The organism is Streptomyces hypolithicus (genome assembly GCF_052934925.1).
On sequence record NZ_CM128811.1, the window covers coordinates 1790603 to 1808713 of the forward strand.

Sequence of the window (18111 nt, forward strand, 5' to 3'; positions counted from 1 at the left end):
CGCCCCGGCACACGATGGAACCATGCCGACTTCCGCCACCCTGCGCGCCACGGCCGCTCTCTCCGCAGTCCTTCTCGTGTCCCTCGCCGGCTGTTCCGACAGCGCCCCCAACGACGAAGACGCGAACGCGAACGCGGCACAGGAGCTCGCCGCCCAGAAACTGGACTGGAAGGCCTGTCCCGCCCCGTCCGCCGCGGAGGGCGGCGGCGCCTCGCCCTCCCCCCTGGCCGGCGGCACTACCTGGCAGTGCGCGTACATGGACGTCCCGCGCGACTACGACGAGCCAGGTGGCGAGACGATCGAGCTGGCGCTGATCCGCGCGAAGGCCCGCGACACGGACCGGCGCATCGGCTCCCTGATCTTCAACTTCGGCGGCCCGGGTGGCTCCGGCGTCACCGGTCTGCCGTCGTTCGGGGGCGATTTCGAGCGGCTGCGCTCGCGCTACGACCTGGTGAGCTTCGACCCGCGGGGCGTCGGCCGCAGCGTGGGCGTCCAGTGTCTGGACGACAAGCAGCTCGACGCGTACTACGCCGAGGACAGCACCCCGGACGACGAAGCCGAGGAGGACGTCTTCGCGGACGGACTCGTCACGTACGCCGACGCCTGCAAGGAGAACTCGGGCGACGAACTTCCGTACGTCGGCACCACCAACGCCGCCCGCGACATGGACCTGATGCGCCAGGTGCTCGGCGACGACAAGCTGTACTACTTCGGGATCTCGTACGGTACCGAACTGGGCGGCGTATACGCACACCTGTTCCCCAAGAAGGTCGGCCGGGCCGTCTTCGACGCCGTCGTCGACCCCACCGAGCCCTCGGAGGAGAGCCTGCTCGGCCAGGCCGAGGGTTTCCAGCGCGCGCTCGACAACTTCGCCAAGGACTGCGTCGACCGCGGCGACGAGTGCCCGCTGCCCGGCGCCACCGTGAAGGAGATCGAGGACTTCGTCGTCGACCTGCTCAAGAAGCTCGACAAGAAGCCGATCAAGGGCATCGGCGACCGGGAGCTGACCCAGACCCACGCCACCAGTGGCATCGCCCAGACGCTGTACTCCCGGGAGTACTGGCCGTACCTGGAGCAGGGCCTTGACGAGGCGGACGGCGGCAACGGCGAGCTTCTGCTGACGCTTTCCGACTCCCTCAACGGCCGCAACCCCGACGGCTCGTACAGCAACATCGGAGCGGCCAACGCGGCCATCAACTGCGTCGACACCAAGGCGCGCACCGACATGGCGCAGACCAAGGCGAGGCTGCCCGAGTTCCGCAAGGTCTCGCCCGTCTTCGGCGACTACCTTGGCTGGGGTCTGATGGGCTGCTCGAAGTGGCCGGTGCCCGGCGAGTGGGAAACCCCGGATGTCAGCGCACCCGGCTCGGCACCCATCCTCGTCGTCGGCACCACCGGCGACCCGGCTACGCCGTTCGAGGGCGCGAAGAAGATGGCCGACGAACTGGGCAAGGGCGTAGGCGTCGAGCTGACGTTCGAAGGCGAGGGCCACGGCGCATATAACGGCGGTGACAAGTGCGTCCAGCGCGCCGTGAACGCGTATCTGCTGGACGGCAAGATTCCGGCCGACGGGACAGTCTGCGGATAGCCCGGGCCGGGCTGTCAGGCGGACTGCCGAAGCCGCTGCCGACCGATACGGACCGCTCACTCACCGGGACGCGAAGGGCCGTTACGGCACGGCGCACGACGCCCAGCGCGCCACATCCTGCGCGGACTCCGGGCGACGGGTGGGCGCCGACGAGCACGAGACCCCCGAGGTCGCCCCGACGGGCGCGGCTCCTGGCCATCGGCGGCACGGGCGTCTCGGCCACGCCGTACGAGGATTCGGTGCGGATAGTCGAGGAGCTGGGCGAGGGAGTGGGCGTGCAGATCACCTACGGGGGCGGCGGCCACGGCGCGCGCCTCACGGGCAACGCCTGCAGAACCGTCGCGGTCGACCCGTACTTCCTCGACGGCGAAGTCCCGTCGAACGACACGAGCTGCCGTAGCGCACTCGTTCGTAACGCCGCTCGCGCGGATCGGGGCCGCTCTACCGGCGTGTACGCGCCATGGGCCCGCGGACCGCTGTCACAGTGACACACATCCCGAATGTCCGATTTGCGTTAATCAGGGAGAGTGGTCGTGGCACACGTACATGTGATCCTCAATCAGAAGGGTGGCGTGGGCAAATCCACGCTGGCCGTCAACCTCGCCGCCGTCACAGCCGATGTGCTCGGTGCCGGCCGCGAGGGCGAGCAGTCGCCGGTCGTCGCTGTGTCGATCGACCCGCAGGGCTCCGCAGTCTGGTGGTCGGAACGAGTGGGCGACGGGCTGCCGTTCGACTTCGTACAGGCGCATGATGACCTCGACGGGCTGACCGCGCTCCCCCGCATCCCGTCCGCCCAGCACGTCTTCGTCGACACTCCGGGCTGGCTGGACCTCGCGGAGACCGACGCCGAGGACCCGCTCGGCAAGGGCGCCGCGGCCGACGCGCTGCGCGCCGTGCTCGACAGCGCGCACGACGTGATCGTGCCGATCGAGCCCGAGCCCCTCGGTTTCCAGCCCACGCAGCGCACGATCGAGCGGGTCGTGAAACCGCGCGGACTGCCGTTCCGCGTGGTCATCAACAACTGGGACCCGCGTGACGGCAAAGCGGACCTGGACCAGACCCGGGCGTTCGTCGAAGCGCAGGGCTGGCCGCTCGCCCGCACCGTCGTCCGCCACTACAAGCTGCACACCCGCGCCTCGGCCGACGGTCTTGTCGTCACGCAGTACGGCGCCAACCGGGTCGCACTCCAGGCCCGCGAGGACTTCTTCCGACTGGCCCTCGAGGTCGGCCTCGCGGTGATCCCGGCGCCCGCGGGACCCAGGCGTCCGCGCCGCAGGAGCAAGAAGGCGGTGGCACGCTGATGGGACGCCGCATCGACCTCGCGACTCTCCTCACACAGGACACCCAGGGCACCCAAGGTACCCAAGGCCCAGACTCGACCAAGGCCACGGTCACGGCCACGGCCACCACCGCGGCCCCGGCCGCGACCTCCGGCTCAGCCCCGGCCCCGCGCACCGAACGCGATACGTACCAGCTGACCGTCCCTCTCTCGGACCTTGCCGAGAACCCCGACAACCCGCGCCGCGAGCTGCGCGACCTCGACGGCCTGGCCGGGACGGTGCGCGAGCGCGGGGTGCTCCAGGCACTGGGCGTCGTCTCCCGCAGCGCGTTCCTCGCCGCCCATCCCCAGCACGAGGAGGCGGTGGGCAGCGCCCCCTACGTCGTACTGCACGGCCACCGCAGGCTCGCGGCGGCCAAGCTCGCAGGGCTGCACGAAGTACCGGTCCTGGTACGCGAGGACGCAACCCGCACCGACGAAGACGCACTCATCGAGAACGTCCAGCGCGACGATCTCACCGAGCTGGAACAGGCGCAGGCCATCCAGGGCCTGATCACCTCGTATGGCTACTCGCAGCGCCAGGTGGCCGCCCGCATCGGCAAGACCCAGGGCTTCGTCTCACAACGGCTGTCGCTGATGAAGCTCCGCGAGGATCTTCAGGAGGCGCTGGCCGACGGCCGGGTCTCGGTCGAGGACGCCCGCCGGATCGCCCGGCTGCCGCACGATCAGCAGCAGCTGCCGGGCAGCACAGAGGCAGCGCTCGCACCCGTACCCAAGGCGCGCCGCCGCGATTACGGTGTAATCACCCTCGACAGCCGGGGCACGCCGGAGGAACTGGTCGAGGCGCTGCGCCGCAACCTTTCACCCGCGGCGCTCGAAAGAGTGGCCGAGCTGCTGGCCGGGGGCCGCTGACCGGACCGGACCGCGCGAAGGGGCCGACCCGCCACAGCTGTGGCGGGTCGGCCCCTTCGCGCATTCGACAAGCCCAATGCGGCAAGCCCTAGTAGATCGGCTTCTCCGGCTCGATCTGGTGGACCCAGCCGATGACTCCGCCGCCGACGTGCACCGCGTCCGCGAAGCCCGCGGACTTCAGCACCGCGAGGACCTCAGCGCTGCGGACACCCGTCTTGCAGTGCAGGACGATGCGCTTGTCCTGCGGCAGGTCCTGGAGGGCGGTGCCCATCAGGAACTCGTTCTTCGGGATCAGCTTGGCGCCCGGGATCGAGACGATCTCGTACTCGTTGACCTCACGGACGTCGATGATCTCGATCTTCTCGTCGGCGTCGATCCACTCCTTGAGCTGCTTGGGAGTGATCGTCGAGCCGAGCGCCGCCTCCTGGGCCTCTTCGGACACGACGCCGCAGAAGGCCTCGTAGTCGATGAGCTCGGTGACGGTCGGGTTCTCTCCGCAGACCGCACAGTCGGGGTCCTTGCGGACCTTGACCTGGCGGTACTGCATCTCCAGGGCGTCGTAAATCATCAGGCGCCCGACCAGCGCGTCACCCACGCCGGTAAGAACCTTGATCGCTTCGGTGACCTGAATCGACCCGATGGACGCGCAGAGCACACCCAGCACGCCGCCCTCCGCGCAGGACGGGACCATGCCGGGCGGCGGGGGCTCGGGGTAGAGGCAGCGGTAGCAGGGCCCGTGCTCGGACCAGAACACGGATGCCTGGCCGTCGAAGCGGTAGATCGAGCCCCAGACATATGGCTTGTTCAGCAGCACGCACGCGTCGTTGACCAGGTAGCGGGTCGCGAAGTTGTCGGTGCCGTCGACGATCAGGTCGTACTGGGAGAAGATCTCCATCACGTTCTCGGCTTCGAGCCGCTCTTCGTGCAGGACGACGTTCACGTACGGGTTGATCCCGAGGACCGAGTCACGGGCCGACTCGGCCTTCGAGCGGCCGATGTCGGCCTGACTGTGAATGATCTGGCGCTGCAGGTTCGACTCGTCGACCTCGTCGAACTCCACGATGCCGAGGGTGCCGACGCCGGCCGCCGCGAGGTACATCAGCGCGGGCGAACCGAGGCCACCGGCGCCCACGGCGAGCACCTTGGCGTTCTTCAGCCGCTTCTGCCCGTCCATCCCGACATCCGGGATGATCAGGTGGCGGGAGTACCTGCGAACCTCGTCGACGGTGAGCTCCGAAGCGGGCTCGACCAGGGGTGGCAGCGACACGGGGACTCCGTAGGTCGGTCAATCAGTACGGTTGTTCTCCGCGTAACACTGCCACGCCCCTCCTCATTCCGAGACACCCGGTCCGATCCGCGAGACGATTTCGTCCCAGTAGCCGGGCAGCGCCTCAAATGGATCGGTATGTCCGTCGCGGTCGCTGTGGTCGGTGAGGAACACCGTCCCCGCGCCCTGCCACCGGGCGATCCGCACCGCCTCGTCCAGATGCGTGCGCGGCAGGCCGTGCACGAGGTGACAGAAGCGCTCCGGCGGGTAGTCCGCGGTCCACTCGGCCACTTGTGACCAGCGGTAGTCCGTCCACGGACCGGAGAACGTCACCAGCTGGTCGGCGGTCTCGGCGTAGCCCGGGTGGGGGTGTGTGCCGTGGCCGAGCACCAGATGGGCGTCGCCCTCGCTAAGCCCCGACAGGCTGCCGCACAGCCGCCGCACCTCGGACAGATGTGACCGCTCTGTGGGACAGCGGTCCAGATAGAAGCCGTCCACCCGGTACCAGTCACGGAACCGGTGTGCGTCGGAGAGCAGTTCCGCGAAGGCCCTCGCCCCGTACGCCACATCGAGCCGGCCGAGGACCCACACACCCGCGTTGCGCAGTCGGCCCGCGGCCTCCAGGCACTGCGGGTCGGGGCGGGCACCGGGACCGTTGGCGACGTTGAGCGCCACCCAGTGCAGTGGCGTACCCGGACGGGTGAGCTCGCCCCATTCGACGGGTGCGACGAGAGGGTGCGCGTAGCCGGGTACGCCGAAGCCCATGCGGTCGGCGGCGGTGGCCGCCGACTGCGGCCGTGGCGTGGTCAGATGCGACATGCCGCCTCCATCCAGATGTCGGCGAGCGACTCCTCCAGGGCGATCCGCGGACGCCACCCCAGCCGGTCGCGGGCGGTGCGTACGTCCGCCTGCTGCCAGCTGCCGCAGCCGTCCGGGTAGGGGTACGGGGTCCCTGCGTGCTCGGGCGCCATCTCGCTGCGGGGGGCGCCCACCGAGGCGAGTACGCCGCCCACTCCGCCGTTGCGGGCCACCGCCGCGGCGGTCGGCGGGGCGTATCCGGACGGGGCGTCGAGTTCGTGGAGGGCGCCGCCGTAGCCCGCGACCCTGGCCAGGACGGCGGCGGCGTCGCGCAGCCGGACCGCGCGGCCGGTGCCGATGTTGACGGCGCCCTGCGCGGCGGAGAGCGAGGCGGCGTGCACGGCGCGTGCCACGTCGCGCACGTCGACGAAGTCGCGCTGCACACCGAGGCCGCTGAGCTTGAGCTCGCCGTCCCCCGACTGCATCGCGCGCCGCATGGCCTCGGCGAGCCGGCCGAGCGGGGAGCCCGCCGGCGTACCGGGACCGACCGGGGAGAAGACCCGGAGCACGACGGCGTCGAGCCCGGAGCCGAGCACCAGTTCGGTGGCGGCGAGCTTGCTCACGCCATACGGGCCGCCGGGGCGGGGTACCGCGTCCTCGGCGGTCGACGAACCGTGCTGCGAGGGCCCGTACTCGGCGGCGCACCCCAGCTGTACGAGCCGCGCCCCGCAGCCGCTGCGGCGCAGGGCCTCGCAGACGGTGGCGACGGCGACGGTGTTGTGCCGGGTCAGGTCGCGGGCGCCGCCCCGAGTGGCTCCGGCGCAGTTGATGACGACCCCGGGGTGGACGGCGTCCAGGAAGCGCGTCAGCGCGCCGGGGCTGCCGGAGGCGAGGTCGAACCGTACGTCGGCGTCGTCGCCGCGTCCGAGGGCGGTCAGTTGGACGGCGGGGTCGGCGAGCAAGCGGTCGGCGACGAACCGGCCGAGATAGCCGTTGGCACCCAGCAGCAGCACCCTCATAGTGCGTCCCCTCGGTGCCGACCGGCGGAAGTTGGGGGTTGGGGGGTCATGGTCACGTTCTCCTTCGGGGATGTTGCGGTGAGTGCTGCGGTGTACGCCCGCGGCGTCGGCTCCGCGGGAGGTTCTGGGGCCCTTCGGACCTCACTGATGGCCGGACCTCACTGATAGCCGGACCTCGATGGCCGAAGCTCACTGACAGCCGGGCCGGGCCCCGTGCGCGGAGGAACGGGAGAGGGCGGCGGTGGCGTGGACGAACAGGCCGAGGGCGGCCACGGCGCAGGTGACGGCGCCCGCGCCGCCAGCCTCGACGAGGACCGCTACGAGTGCCTCGACGGGCCCGGCGAGGAAGCCGCAGCCGGGCAGGCGAGCCACCAGTAGCACCCCAAGTGCGCCTACCTGTAAGGCAGTTGCCGCCAGGAGGCCGGCGCGGGCAGGTTCGGGGAAGCCGTGGACGGCGAGCAGCCTGGCGATGAAGAGCAGGGCGCCGAGGGCGACACCGCCCGCGAGGGCGGCCCCCGCTCCCCCGCCGACCACGCCGCCGGCCGCGAGACGCAGACACAGGAGTACGGCCACGAACAGTCCGGTGACTCCTGCCAGCAGCGGCCTCAGGGCGCCTGCGAACTCCTCGGTGCCGCGGCTCGTGGCGAGTTTGCGGCGCCCCCGCACGGCGAAGAGGTGGGCACACCAGGTGGCGGGGGCCAGGGCGGCGGCGAGGGCCACCGCGGTCGCTGCGGCTGTGACCGCTGCCCAGGGCGCCTGGGGGCCACCCTGGACGAGCCGGCCGAGCAGTACGTCACCGAACACGGCGTATGCGAGCAGCCAAGCCACGGCCAGCCGTGCGGTCGGCGACGTACGCCCCTCCACGCGCAGGGGGCCGTGCCGCAGGCATACGGCGAGTGCGACAGCGACGACGACGACGCCCGCGGCAGCGACGGCCGCCCGCGCCTCACCCGCGGTGAGTTCGAGCCCGGCTGCGGTCAGCGCGCAGGCGGCGCCCGGCAGCAGCGCGTACGCCGTGCGCGCGGGGCGTACGAGGCGTACGGACGACTTGTACGCCGGGGGCTCGCCGGCCGGGCCGCCGGTGTGGCCGGCGTTCCCCGACTCCCCCACGCGGGGCACCCGCGCGTAGAGCTCCTCGGCGAGCGCGAAGACATCGCGGTGGCGGAAGCGCGCGGCGGTCCTGTCGGTCACCCCGTGCGCCTCCAGCCCGGCGGCGATCTCCAGCGGATCGACGGCCCGTTCGCACAGCTCCCGGTGCCGGTGCATGAGCGCGCGCACGGGGTCGGCGGGGCCACGCCGCGCCGGGGCGGAGCCGGCCCGTCCGTCTCCGGACGGCGTCGGGGCAGCGACGGCGGCCGGGGGCGCGGCAACACCCGCGTACCGGCTTGCGGCAGTCGCACCCCCGCGGCCCTTACCCTGCGCCGACCCGGTCCCCAGGTCCCACGGGGCGTCGTCCCAGCCCCCCGGGCTGTCGGGCGTGCGGGGCGCGTCCGCCGCCTGACCGGCGGCGCCGAGGGCCTCGGTGGAGGTGGTGTCCAGCGCGGGGCCGCCGGGGGCGGCCGGCGTACGGGATGCGCTCATGGCATGCCTCCTGCGCTGACGGTTGCGGTGGAAGTGGCGGCGGAAGTCACGGTGGAAGTGGCGGTGGAAGTGGCGGTGGAAGTCGTGGCCATATGCGTTGGGGCAGATGCCCGGGGTCTCGCAGGGTCCGCTCGGTGGCACGGTCGGTTGCACGGCTCAGGAGGCATCGCGGCCTCCCGGCCCCCGGTTCGAGCCGACGCCAACCCGCGCCGCCGACCCACCCGCCCCATCCGCCCAGCCGGGCACAGACGGCCCGGCGCGGCCCGAAGACCCCCCGGAAAGAGCTACCGACGCGGACGCGATCCCCGATACGCCCCGCGCACCACCGCGCGCCCAGGCCCCCCGCACGTGCGCCTCGGCCGGGTGTGCGAAGGGCAGCGGTACGCCGTCGGCGCCGAGCGCTTCACGGCGTACCGGGCAGTGCGAGATCAGCTCCAGGTAGATGCCACGAAATGCCGCGAGGTTCTGCTCGACGGTGAACAGTTCGAGCGCCCGCGCCCGCGCCGCCGCGCCCAGCCGTTCGCGCCGCTGCCGGTCGCGCAGCAGGGCCACACAGGCATCGGCCAGGGCGCGCGGGTTGCGCGGCGGGACCACCAGGCCCGTACCCCCGATGACTTCGACGACCGCCCCCACGTCCGTCGAAACGGTGGCGCGTCCGCAGAACATCGCTTCGACCAGGCTGACCGGGAAGCCCTCGACGACGCTGGACAGCACGACCACGCTGCCCGCCGCATACACCTCGGCCAGATCCGGCGCCTCGGGGCCGCCGACCTCCTCGAAGGAGACGGGATTGTCGCCGACGGCGTGTGCGTCGGCCGCCTCGTCAGGGAAGAGCTGGGCCGCGAGCCCCTTGCAGTGGGCGAGGTACGCCGCCGCGCCTGCTCCCTGACCCTGGGCGCTGTGGACGACACGGAGCCGGGCCGTCGGCTCCTCCTTGCGTACGCCCGCGAACGCGTGCAGCAGCGAGATCAGGTCCTTCGCGGGCTCGACGCGGCCCACCCAGACCAGCGTGGGCGCAGCGTCACCGCCGCCGCGCCGCTCCCCCACCGGCCCGTCCGCCCACTCCCCCACCGCGGCGAACCGGCTGCCGTCCATGCCGGGGTAGACCGTCCGCAGCTTGGCGCGGTCGGCGCCGCACCGCTCCTGCCACCGCCGGGCGTGTGTATTGCCGGGGGTGATGAGGGTGGCCTGCTCGTACACCTCGGCAGCGAGCCTGCCGTGGAAGGCGGCGGTCAGCGCCCGAACCGGCGCGCTGCGGGGCGTGTCCCCGGTGGCCAGGTAGTGGGCGCGCAGTTGTACGCCGTACTCGGTGACCAGCAGCGGAACCCCGAAGAAGCGTTTGGCCAGCAGCCCGGGCAGAGCGGCGGACCCGCCCGAAGCGGCGTGGCACAGGTCGACGGCGCCGAGGCTCTCCTCGTCGTACCAGTCGAGGGACAGCGGCCGCAGGGCGCGCTCCAGCAGGTCGACGAAGTCGAGGTAGTCGGGCACGGTGGCAGCGTGCACCGCGCGGTTCGCGCCGCGCGCCCGGCAGGCGGATTCCAGGGCGCGTACGGCGATTTCGGAGCGGAGGGCGGCATGCAGACCACCGCGCTCCCGGGCCAGCTCGGCGAGTCCGTACAGGCCGGCGGCGAAATCCTCGCTCGGACCGCCGCTGCCAGCCTCGCCCGCAGCACCCGCACCGCCCGCAGCGCCCCCGTCACCCCGGTCGCCTCCGCCGCCCCCGCCCGGCGCGCAGATCGCGGCGGTCAGCTCCCTGAAGTGCGCTGCGAAGCGACGCCGTTCGCGCCTGCCGTACGTGCTGCCGTCGTCTTCCGGTGCCCACAGCGGCGCGGTACGCACGCGCTGCACCTGGGGCGGCAGCGGAATCCAGCCCTGCGCCTCCTGGCCCGCACTGCGGCTCAGGGCGTAGATGTCGAACTCGTGCTGGGCGAGCCCCCGCACGAGCCGGTCGCACCAGAGCCTGAATTCACCTGTCGCATACGGGTAGCCACCCTCCGTGAGCAGTCCGATCCGCACGAGTACACCCCCGATCTCCCTTGTCGGCGGCCGCCGTTGGTCCGGCGACTCGCAGCGGACCGACCGTATGCGGACATGACGGCGGTGCGACGGACGGTTGTCCATCGCACCACCAGAAGGGGTGAACACGCGTAACTTTCGCCCCCCTGTAGCGTTCTGTCGCGCTACAGGGCCTTTGCGTTACGGAGAGTCAAGCTGCGGCCAGCAACCTGCGGGCCTCAACGACCGGGAAATACCCACGGATTGGGCTTGCACTTGATCCCGGCGATGTCCAGCGACTTGGTCTGCTGCTGCATGATCGGCGCGAGCGCGCCCGGCGTCTCGCAGTTCTTGTGCCCGTGCCCGAGGCGGTGTCCGACCTCGTGGTTGATGAGCATCTGCCGGTAGGCGAACATTTTTTCCTTACCGAACGACTCCGCGCCCTGCGCCCACCGGTAAGCGTTGATCATGATGCGTTCGGTCGCCGCCGAATCGCACGAGACGTTCCCGGAGAGCGTGTCCAGACCGGACTTCGCGCACCACACTCCCGTGGTCCCGGGGCTCGCGAGCGTGATGACGAAGTCGGCGCGGCCCGATGAGATCCGCTCGAACGTCTTGGCGCCGTTGTGTGCCCAGCTCCGGTCGTCGTTGAGGGTTTCCTGGACCGCGCGGGCGAAGAGCGCGCCGTCGAGGCCGAGCCCCTTCTCGACATCCACCCGGTAGGAGAACTTCTGCCCGCGGCCGGGCGCCTTGTCGAAGCCGCCGATCGCCTCGAAGTCGCCGTCGGCCGTCAGTTTCGGGTCGACCGCGTACGTCCTGGCCATCGCCTGCGTGTACGTCGAAGGGGCCGCGCCCGCCTGACGGGACGGCGTGGGCCGGGCGTCGGAACGCGACGCGTCGCTCTCGGCGGTGCTGCGACCCCCGGCGGCCGGGGCCGAGGCCGTGTCCTGGTCGCCGCCCTGCACGACCTGCCCGGCCACGACGACAGCGAGCACCGTCGTCACCGCGGCCGCGACGATCCCCGTGAAGGAGCGGGCCCTGCCCGTCTTGGCCGGAGGCCCGTCGTCTCCGGGACCGCCGGGTCCGCCCGGACCGTCAGTTCCGTTCGGACCGTCCTCGCCCGGAACAACGGCCCCCGGGCGGTGTACGTCGCGGTCGCGACCGGCATCGACCGGCCGACCGTTGCCGGTCTTGGTGCTGCACGCGCCGGACTCGTCGAACCCGTCGAACACGTCGCACCCGTCCGGCCTGTCGGGGTGGTCGAAGGCCTCGACGAATTCCTGCCGGGGCCCCGGAATGCGCGCGCCGCCCGAGAAACGCCCCGGCTCGCACTGCTCGGGGTGCCCGCCGCGCACCTGCGGCACCCCGCGAGCCGGAGTGCCGCCGTACTGCTGATCCCGCTCGGGGCGACCGTGGGGCGGTTGCGCCTGATACGTCTGCTGTGGCTCGCGTGACCGCCCCGCCTGCTGGGACACCGGCACCGCCGTGTCCGCGCCGCGCGTGCGGCGCCCGTCTCCCGCGTCCGCCCGTGCAGCGCTGCTCTCGCCCGGTGCCTGCGGACCTGGGGCCTTGGCGGCCCCCTTTGCTGCGGGGCCTCGGCGACTGTGACGTCCCACGCGCCGGATCAGCTCCTACCGCTGTCATCGATCAGTTCCCGGACGGCCGCGGCGACCGTCTCGGGGTATTCCATCATCGCCACGTGCCCGGCGTCGGGCAGCGTCAGCAGCCGCGCACCGTGGAACGCCGTCGCCGCCCTGCGCGCCATACGGTACGACACCAGCTGATCCCGCCCTCCGTACACCAGCAGTGTCGGCGCGAGCACCCGCTCCGCCTGCCGCCACAGACCGTGCTGTCCCCCCAGTGTGTACGCATTGACGATGCCCCGCGCCGAACGCGTCATGGCGTCCCAGAAATGAGGCAGTTGCAACCGCCGCTCCATCTCCTCCACCGCATGCTGCAACGCCTCGGGCGACACCGAGTCCGGATCGCCGTAACACAGCGCCGTCACGCCGAGGGTGCGCTGCTCCGCCGTCCAGTCCTTGCTGAGCCGGGCGAACAGCGAGGCGACGCCCGGCACCGCGAGCAGCCCGGTCGGCACGGCCGAGCGCTGCACCCGGAACTCCGGGAGTGCGGGCGAGACCAGCGTGAGGGTACGCACCAGGTCGGGCCTGGCGGCGGCGACCCGGGTGGCGACGGCGCCGCCCAACGAGTTCCCGAAGAGGTGCACGGGACCGCGCCCGCCGGCGTCGAGCAGACGGATGCACGCGCGCGCGTGGCCGGTGATCGAGTAGTTGCCGTCGTCGGGCGGCGGCGAGTCGCCGAAGCCGGGCAGGTCGACCGCCTCGCCGTCGACGTGGGTGTCGAGCAGCTGCATCAACGCCGACCAGTTCTGCGAGGACCCACCGAGGCCGTGTACGTACAGAGCGGGCGCGAGTCCCGTACGCGCCGGGGGCCGGGCACGCACATTGAGCGTCAGTCCCGGCAGCGCCACCGAACGCAGCTTCTCCCCGGCGGCGACCCGCACGGCGCTGACCCGGGGCACCGGGGCGGCGACGACGCTGGATCCGGGCAGTTCGGTCGAAGACATGCGGCAATGTTACGAGACGATCACGCGCTGGATCGTGTGTTCGCCGTCACAGATCTACCCTCGGAGCATGGGGCACGCGAGCCCGTCCCCAGATTTCCCGGAATCCCCACACAGGGAGCCACGATGCCAGTCGATCCCACCGACCCGGACACCTTCGAAGAGGAAGCGCCCCTGGACGGAGACTTCGAACCCGGCGCGCTCGAAGAGGACGCCACCGAAGCGGACGCGGCCGAACAGCGCACGCAGTGGCAGCAACGTCACGACGCCCCGCTGACCGGCATCGATCCCGGCGCCGCGAACGAGGCGGACGCCGCCGAGCAGGCCCGCGTCGTCGCCCTCGACGAAGACGACTACCGATGACCGGTCGGCCTTCCCACGCCGTCCGGTCCGTGAAATTCTGCGTCCGCACCGCGCACAGCCGGGTTACCCAAAAGTACGATGGCGGGCGCGGCGCACCCGGCGCACGGAACGGCCGTGCTGTTGAAGGGCCGCGACACTGAAAGACATGGGAGGCGGCGTGACAGCCACCGAGCAGACAGAGGCGGCACGCCCAAGGGGCACGCGCCTGCCCCGCCGAGCCCGACGCAATCAGCTCCTGGGCGCGGCGCAGGAGGTCTTTGTCGCACAGGGGTACCACGCGGCGGCGATGGACGACATCGCCGAGCGCGCGGGGGTGAGCAAGCCCGTCCTCTACCAGCACTTCCCGGGCAAGCTGGAGCTTTACCTCGCGCTTTTGGACCAGCACTGCGAGTCGCTGCTCCAGTCGGTGCGCACGGCCCTCGCCTCGACGACGGACAACAAGCTGCGCGTGGCGGCGACGATGGACGCCTATTTCGCGTACGTGCAGGACGAGGGCGGCGCGTTCCGACTCGTCTTCGAGTCGGACCTGACGAACGAGCCCGCCGTGCGTGAGCGCGTCGACCGGGTCTCGCTCCAGTGCGCCGAGGCGATCAGTGAGGTGATCGCCGAGGACACCGGCCTGTCCAAGGACGAGTCGATGCTGCTGGCCGTCGGGCTCGGCGGGGTGTCGCAGGTGGTCGCCCGCTACTGGCTCTCCAGTGGCAGCACCATTCCGCGCGACACGGCGGTGCAGCTGCTCACGTCGCTCGCCTGGCGTGGCATCGCGGGCTTCCCGCTGCACGGCACCGAGCACGACCGCCCGGCAGGCGAGATCTGACGAGGTGCTGTCGAGGGGCTGACGAGGCGGTGTTCCCGGGTTCCCGGACCGTGTTCGCTGCGGGCGTGCGGCGTCGGCGCGATCGGTGTCCCCTCACCGGGCTAATGTGTGCTGCGTACGGCGCGGCGAGCGTCGCACCGAAGCACCGACCGTCGGAGGGACATAGCCGTGGAGGTCAAGATCGGCGTGCAGCACGCACCCCGGGAGATCGTTCTGGAGAGCGGGCAGTCCGCCGAGGAGGTCGAGCGCGCGGTATCCGACGCGCTGGCCGGCAAGGCGCAGCTGCTCAGCCTGAAGGACGACAAGGGCCGTACGGTCCTCGTTCCCGCTGACCGCATCGCCTACGTGGAGATCGGTGAGCCGGCGACGCGCAGGGTGGGCTTCGGCGCACTCTAGGCGTCGGCGGCACAGGTAACACCACAGATGGAACCGGCCCGGTGGGAGATCCCACCGGGCCGGTCCCATCTGTGGGTTCCATCTGCCGGTTCCCTCTGTGGGCGCATGGTTGCGTGCCGGGAGGCGGGGGTAGGACGGGCTACGACCCATTTGCACCCGAGCTGCGCGGGAGGACACCAAGTGATCTGGGAAGCTCTCGGCTCCATTGCCCTCGGCCTCGCCCTTGCCTGGGCGGCCGACCACCGGCTCGCCGACCGGCTGCCTTCACGACAGCGGGTTCTGACGGCCGGTCCACTCGCTGCGCTCTTCGGGGCGTACGTGACACATGTCGCACTGGGCCCCGGGCATGTCGTCGCGACGCTGATCGGTGCGGTGTCGGTGGCAGCGGTGCTGCTCTCGCTTCTCATCCGCCCCAGGGGCCGCATCCATCGCCCCTCGGCGGCGTAACGGCCTGGTGCGCGATAGGGGACGGGCCCGCGACGCCGGCTACGGCACCTCGCCGCGTTGGCGAAACGCCCTGATAGCTCCGCTATGAGGACGCTCCGCCGCCTTGCGATACGCCGCGGGCTTGATCCGCCCCCTATCGCGCACCAGGCCGTAAGGGCAGCCAAGCCGCCCCGGCGTCAGGCCGCGAGGCCCAGCGCCGCCATCCTCTTGGTGTGCGCCTCGGTGATCCGCGAGAACATCCGCCCGACCTCGGCCAGGTCGAAGCCGTCCGCGACGCCGCCCACAAGCATCGTGGAGAGCGCGTCCCGGTCCGCGACGACCCGCTGTGCCTGCGACAGCGCCTCACCCATCAGCCTGCGCGCCCACAGCGCCAGCCGGCCGCCGCAGCGCGGATCCGCCTCGATCGCGGCGCGCACCTTCTCCACGGCGAAGTTCCCGTGGCCTGTGTCGTCGAGCACACCGAGCACCAGCCCACGGGTGTCGGAGTCCAGGCGGGCCGCGACCTCGCGGTAGAAGTCGCTGGCGATCGAGTCGCCGACGTACGCCTTGACCAGGCCCTCCAGCCAGTCCGACGGCGCGGTCTGGCGGTGGAAGTCGTCCAGCGCCTTCGCGAAGGGCTCCATCGCGGCGGTCGGCTCCTCGTCGATGGCCGCCAGCCGGTCGCGCAGCTGCTCGAAGTGGTGGAACTCCGCCGACGCCATGTGCGCCAGCTCGGCCTTGTCGCCGAGCGTCGGCGCAAGTTTGGCGTCCTCGGCGAGGCGCTCGAAGGCTGCCAGCTCTCCGTAGGCGAGCGCGCCCAGCAGATCCACGACGGCGGCGCGGTAGTCGGGCTCGGCGGACGCCGTGTCCCAGTCCTGGGCGGCGATGCCGGTCCTGGGGGTTTCTTCGGGGGCAGTGGCGTTGTCAGGCGTCTCCATGAAGCGCACAATAGCCCGCTCGCCCGGGGACGTAAGGGCCTGGTCGGGCACCCCTGTCACACCGATCCGGGGAATCGTCCCAACACACATGCGCGATTCCGGGGTACAGTGGTAATGCGCCTGCAGAGTACTCGGGTATATCCGGGGTATGTGCGGCGCGATTGAATGAGGATGCCCGGTCGGTGGCCCGATCGGCTCCGACCTGACAGCCCTCCACGCGGGGCGTACCAAGGCGTACGACCGCAAGATGAGGGACCCCCTCAGCGGCATGAGCGCTTGAGCGACGGCACGTGGTCCCGCGCCACCCGGCCCATCAGCGGCCGGACGAGAAACAGGCACGGTACGACCCCCTTCGTTCGCGTCGCGTCGCGTCTCACAGAAGAGGCAGCACCCTGACTACGTTCCGAGAGCTCGGCATCCTGCCCGAGACCGCCGAGGCCCTTGAGGCCGTCGGCATCATGTCCCCCTTTCCGATCCAGGAGATGACGCTCCCCGTCGCGCTTTCCGGCAGCGACGTCATCGGCCAGGCCAAGACCGGCACCGGCAAGACGCTCGGCTTCGGCCTGCCCCTGCTGGAGCGCGTCACCGTCACGGCCGACGTGGAAGCCGGGCGCGCCAAGGCCGACAAGCTCACCGAGGCTCCGCAGGCGCTCGTCGTCGTACCCACCCGTGAGCTGTGCCAGCAGGTCACCAACGACCTGCTGACCGCCGGCAAGGTCCGCAACGTCCGCGTCCTCGCCATCTACGGCGGCCGGGCGTACGAGCCGCAGGTCGAGGCGCTCAAGAAGGGTGTCGACATCATCGTCGGCACGCCGGGGCGGTTGCTCGACCTCGCCGGCCAGAAGAAGCTCGACCTTTCGCATGTGCGGTCGCTCGTCCTCGACGAGGCCGACGAGATGCTCGACCTGGGCTTCCTGCCCGACGTCGAGAAGATCATGAACATGCTGCCGCCGAAGCGCCAGACCATGCTGTTCTCGGCGACCATGCCGGGCGCCGTCATCGGTCTTGCCCGCCGGTACATGTCACAGCCGACGCACATCAGCGCCACGTCGCCCGACGACTCGGGCGCCACCGTCGCCAACATCACGCAGCACGTCTTCCGTGCGCACTCCATGGACAAGCCCGAGCTCGTCTCCCGCATCCTTCAGGCCGACGGCCGTGGGCTGGCGATGATCTTCTGCCGTACGAAGCGGACGGCGGCGGACATCGCCGAGCAGCTGGAGCGGCGTGGCTTCGCCTCGGGCGCGGTGCACGGTGACCTTGGGCAGGGGGCGCGTGAGCAGGCGCTGCGGGCGTTCCGCAACGGCAAGGTCGATGTGCTCGTCTGTACCGATGTCGCCGCTCGTGGAATCGATGTCGAGGGCGTGACGCACGTCATCAACTACCAGTCGCCCGAGGACGAGAAGACGTACCTGCACCGCGTCGGCCGTACCGGTCGCGCGGGGGCCAAGGGTATTGCCGTCACGCTGGTCGACTGGGACGACATTCCCCGCTGGAAGCTCATCAACAAGGCGCTGGATCTGCCGTTCGACGAGCCCGAGGAGACGTACTCCACTTCGTCTCACCTGTACGAGATCCTGAGCATCCCCGCCGGTACGAAGGGGATACTGCCCCGGGCCGACCGGACGCGTGCGGGTCTTCGGGCCGAGGAGGTCGAAGACCTCGGCGAGACCGGCGGGCGCGGGCGCAAGGGTTCCGCGGCTTCTGCGGGTGCGGCGGCTTCTGCCGGTGCGGCGGCGGGGCCTGCGGCTGCGGCTGCGGAGGAGCGGCCGGCTCGGACGCGGGCGCCTCGGCAGCGGCGGCGTATGCGCAACGGGGCGCCGGTGGGTGCGGACGAGACTGCGGCTGCGGCCGTGACGTCGGGTGCGGAGGCGCCGGTTCAGGCTGAGGCGTCGGCCGAGGCTGCGGCGGAGGTGCGTGCGCCTCGGCGGCGGCGGCGGACGCGGACCAAGGCTTCGCAGCCGGACAGCTGATTGACGCTGGTTTCCTTCCGGCCCGGTCCCGCGTCGCGGGGCCGGGCCGGCGGCGTTCCCGCCGGCGGGCGTGGGTGCGTAGGCAGGGGTTACGGCCTGGTGCGCGATAGGGGACGGGCCCGCGACGCCGGCTACGGCACCTCGCCGCGTTGGCGAAACTCCTTAATAGCTCCGC

At 71.4% G+C, this 18111-nt stretch carries 17 protein-coding genes; 9 read left to right on the forward strand and 8 right to left on the reverse strand.

Translation table 11 applies throughout. The annotated features are described in order from the left end of the window. The first annotated feature begins 22 nt into the window (after positions 1–22). From ACU6WZ_RS08190 to ACU6WZ_RS08205, 4 genes are read left to right on the forward strand one after another with little or no spacing between them, the layout of a single operon-like run. On the forward strand, positions 23–1588 hold the full coding sequence (locus tag ACU6WZ_RS08190) for an alpha/beta hydrolase (protein WP_447032452.1): 1566 nt from the start codon (positions 23–25) through the stop codon (positions 1586–1588). Further along, a complete protein-coding gene (locus ACU6WZ_RS08195) occupies positions 1516–2076 on the forward strand; it encodes an alpha/beta hydrolase (RefSeq protein WP_447032453.1) in 561 nt (186 codons plus the stop codon). The genes ACU6WZ_RS08190 and ACU6WZ_RS08195 overlap by 73 nt, the downstream gene beginning before the upstream one ends. Positions 2077–2121: 45 nt before the next feature. After that, on the forward strand, positions 2122–2889 hold the full coding sequence (locus ACU6WZ_RS08200; RefSeq protein WP_447032454.1) for a nucleotide-binding protein: 768 nt from the start codon (positions 2122–2124) through the stop codon (positions 2887–2889). Continuing rightward, a complete protein-coding gene (locus ACU6WZ_RS08205) occupies positions 2889–3779 on the forward strand; it encodes a ParB/RepB/Spo0J family partition protein (RefSeq protein ID WP_447032455.1) in 891 nt (296 codons plus the stop codon). The genes ACU6WZ_RS08200 and ACU6WZ_RS08205 overlap by 1 nt, the downstream gene beginning before the upstream one ends. Before the next feature lie 88 nt (positions 3780–3867). Here the strand turns inward: ACU6WZ_RS08205 and moeZ are convergent, their stop codons facing one another. From moeZ to ACU6WZ_RS08240, 7 genes are all read right to left on the reverse strand, one after another. Next, a complete protein-coding gene (gene moeZ, locus ACU6WZ_RS08210; RefSeq protein WP_447032456.1) occupies positions 3868–5046 on the reverse strand; it encodes an adenylyltransferase/sulfurtransferase MoeZ in 1179 nt (392 codons plus the stop codon). 63 nt (positions 5047–5109) lie between these two features. Continuing rightward, positions 5110–5865, reverse strand: a complete 756-nt coding sequence (locus tag ACU6WZ_RS08215; protein WP_447032457.1) for a spherulation-specific family 4 protein — start codon at positions 5863–5865, stop codon at positions 5110–5112. Continuing rightward, entirely contained in the window at positions 5853–6863 is a 1011-nt protein-coding gene (locus ACU6WZ_RS08220; RefSeq protein ID WP_447032458.1) for an SDR family oxidoreductase, read from the reverse strand. The genes ACU6WZ_RS08215 and ACU6WZ_RS08220 overlap by 13 nt, the downstream gene beginning before the upstream one ends. A gap of 189 nt (positions 6864–7052) precedes the next feature. Next, positions 7053–8444, reverse strand: a complete 1392-nt coding sequence (locus ACU6WZ_RS08225) for a hypothetical protein (protein ID WP_447032459.1) — start codon at positions 8442–8444, stop codon at positions 7053–7055. Between the two features lie 156 nt (positions 8445–8600). After that, positions 8601–10460 (reverse strand): DUF3492 domain-containing protein, encoded by a 1860-nt coding sequence (locus ACU6WZ_RS08230; protein WP_447032460.1) that lies wholly within the window; start codon positions 10458–10460, stop codon positions 8601–8603. A 218-nt stretch (positions 10461–10678) separates the two neighbouring features. Further along, a complete protein-coding gene (locus tag ACU6WZ_RS08235) occupies positions 10679–12055 on the reverse strand; it encodes a DUF3152 domain-containing protein (protein ID WP_447032461.1) in 1377 nt (458 codons plus the stop codon). An 8-nt stretch (positions 12056–12063) separates the two neighbouring features. Next, positions 12064–13026, reverse strand: a complete 963-nt coding sequence (locus tag ACU6WZ_RS08240; RefSeq protein WP_447032462.1) for an alpha/beta fold hydrolase — start codon at positions 13024–13026, stop codon at positions 12064–12066. A 123-nt stretch (positions 13027–13149) separates the two neighbouring features. Between ACU6WZ_RS08240 and ACU6WZ_RS08245 the strand changes: the two genes are divergently transcribed. The 4 genes from ACU6WZ_RS08245 to ACU6WZ_RS08260 all read left to right on the forward strand — a co-directional run bounded on the left by ACU6WZ_RS08245 (position 13150) and on the right by ACU6WZ_RS08260 (position 15046). After that, the gene (locus tag ACU6WZ_RS08245) at positions 13150–13386 is read left to right on the forward strand and encodes a hypothetical protein (protein WP_447032463.1); all 237 of its coding nucleotides are present in this window, start codon (positions 13150–13152) and stop codon (positions 13384–13386) included. A gap of 157 nt (positions 13387–13543) precedes the next feature. Continuing rightward, on the forward strand, positions 13544–14203 hold the full coding sequence (locus ACU6WZ_RS08250) for a TetR/AcrR family transcriptional regulator (protein ID WP_447032464.1): 660 nt from the start codon (positions 13544–13546) through the stop codon (positions 14201–14203). A 168-nt stretch (positions 14204–14371) separates the two neighbouring features. Next, positions 14372–14599, forward strand: a complete 228-nt coding sequence (locus ACU6WZ_RS08255) for a DUF3107 domain-containing protein (protein WP_189715631.1) — start codon at positions 14372–14374, stop codon at positions 14597–14599. A gap of 180 nt (positions 14600–14779) precedes the next feature. Continuing rightward, positions 14780–15046, forward strand: a complete 267-nt coding sequence (locus tag ACU6WZ_RS08260) for a hypothetical protein (protein ID WP_447032465.1) — start codon at positions 14780–14782, stop codon at positions 15044–15046. A gap of 176 nt (positions 15047–15222) precedes the next feature. On the opposite strand, the gene ACU6WZ_RS08265 is transcribed toward ACU6WZ_RS08260, so the two are convergent. Next, the gene (locus ACU6WZ_RS08265; RefSeq protein WP_447032466.1) at positions 15223–15963 is read right to left on the reverse strand and encodes a ferritin-like fold-containing protein; all 741 of its coding nucleotides are present in this window, start codon (positions 15961–15963) and stop codon (positions 15223–15225) included. 458 nt (positions 15964–16421) lie between these two features. On the opposite strand from ACU6WZ_RS08265, the gene ACU6WZ_RS08270 reads away from it, so the two are divergent. After that, on the forward strand, positions 16422–17936 hold the full coding sequence (locus ACU6WZ_RS08270; protein ID WP_447032467.1) for a DEAD/DEAH box helicase: 1515 nt from the start codon (positions 16422–16424) through the stop codon (positions 17934–17936). The last annotated feature ends 175 nt before the right edge of the window (positions 17937–18111 follow it).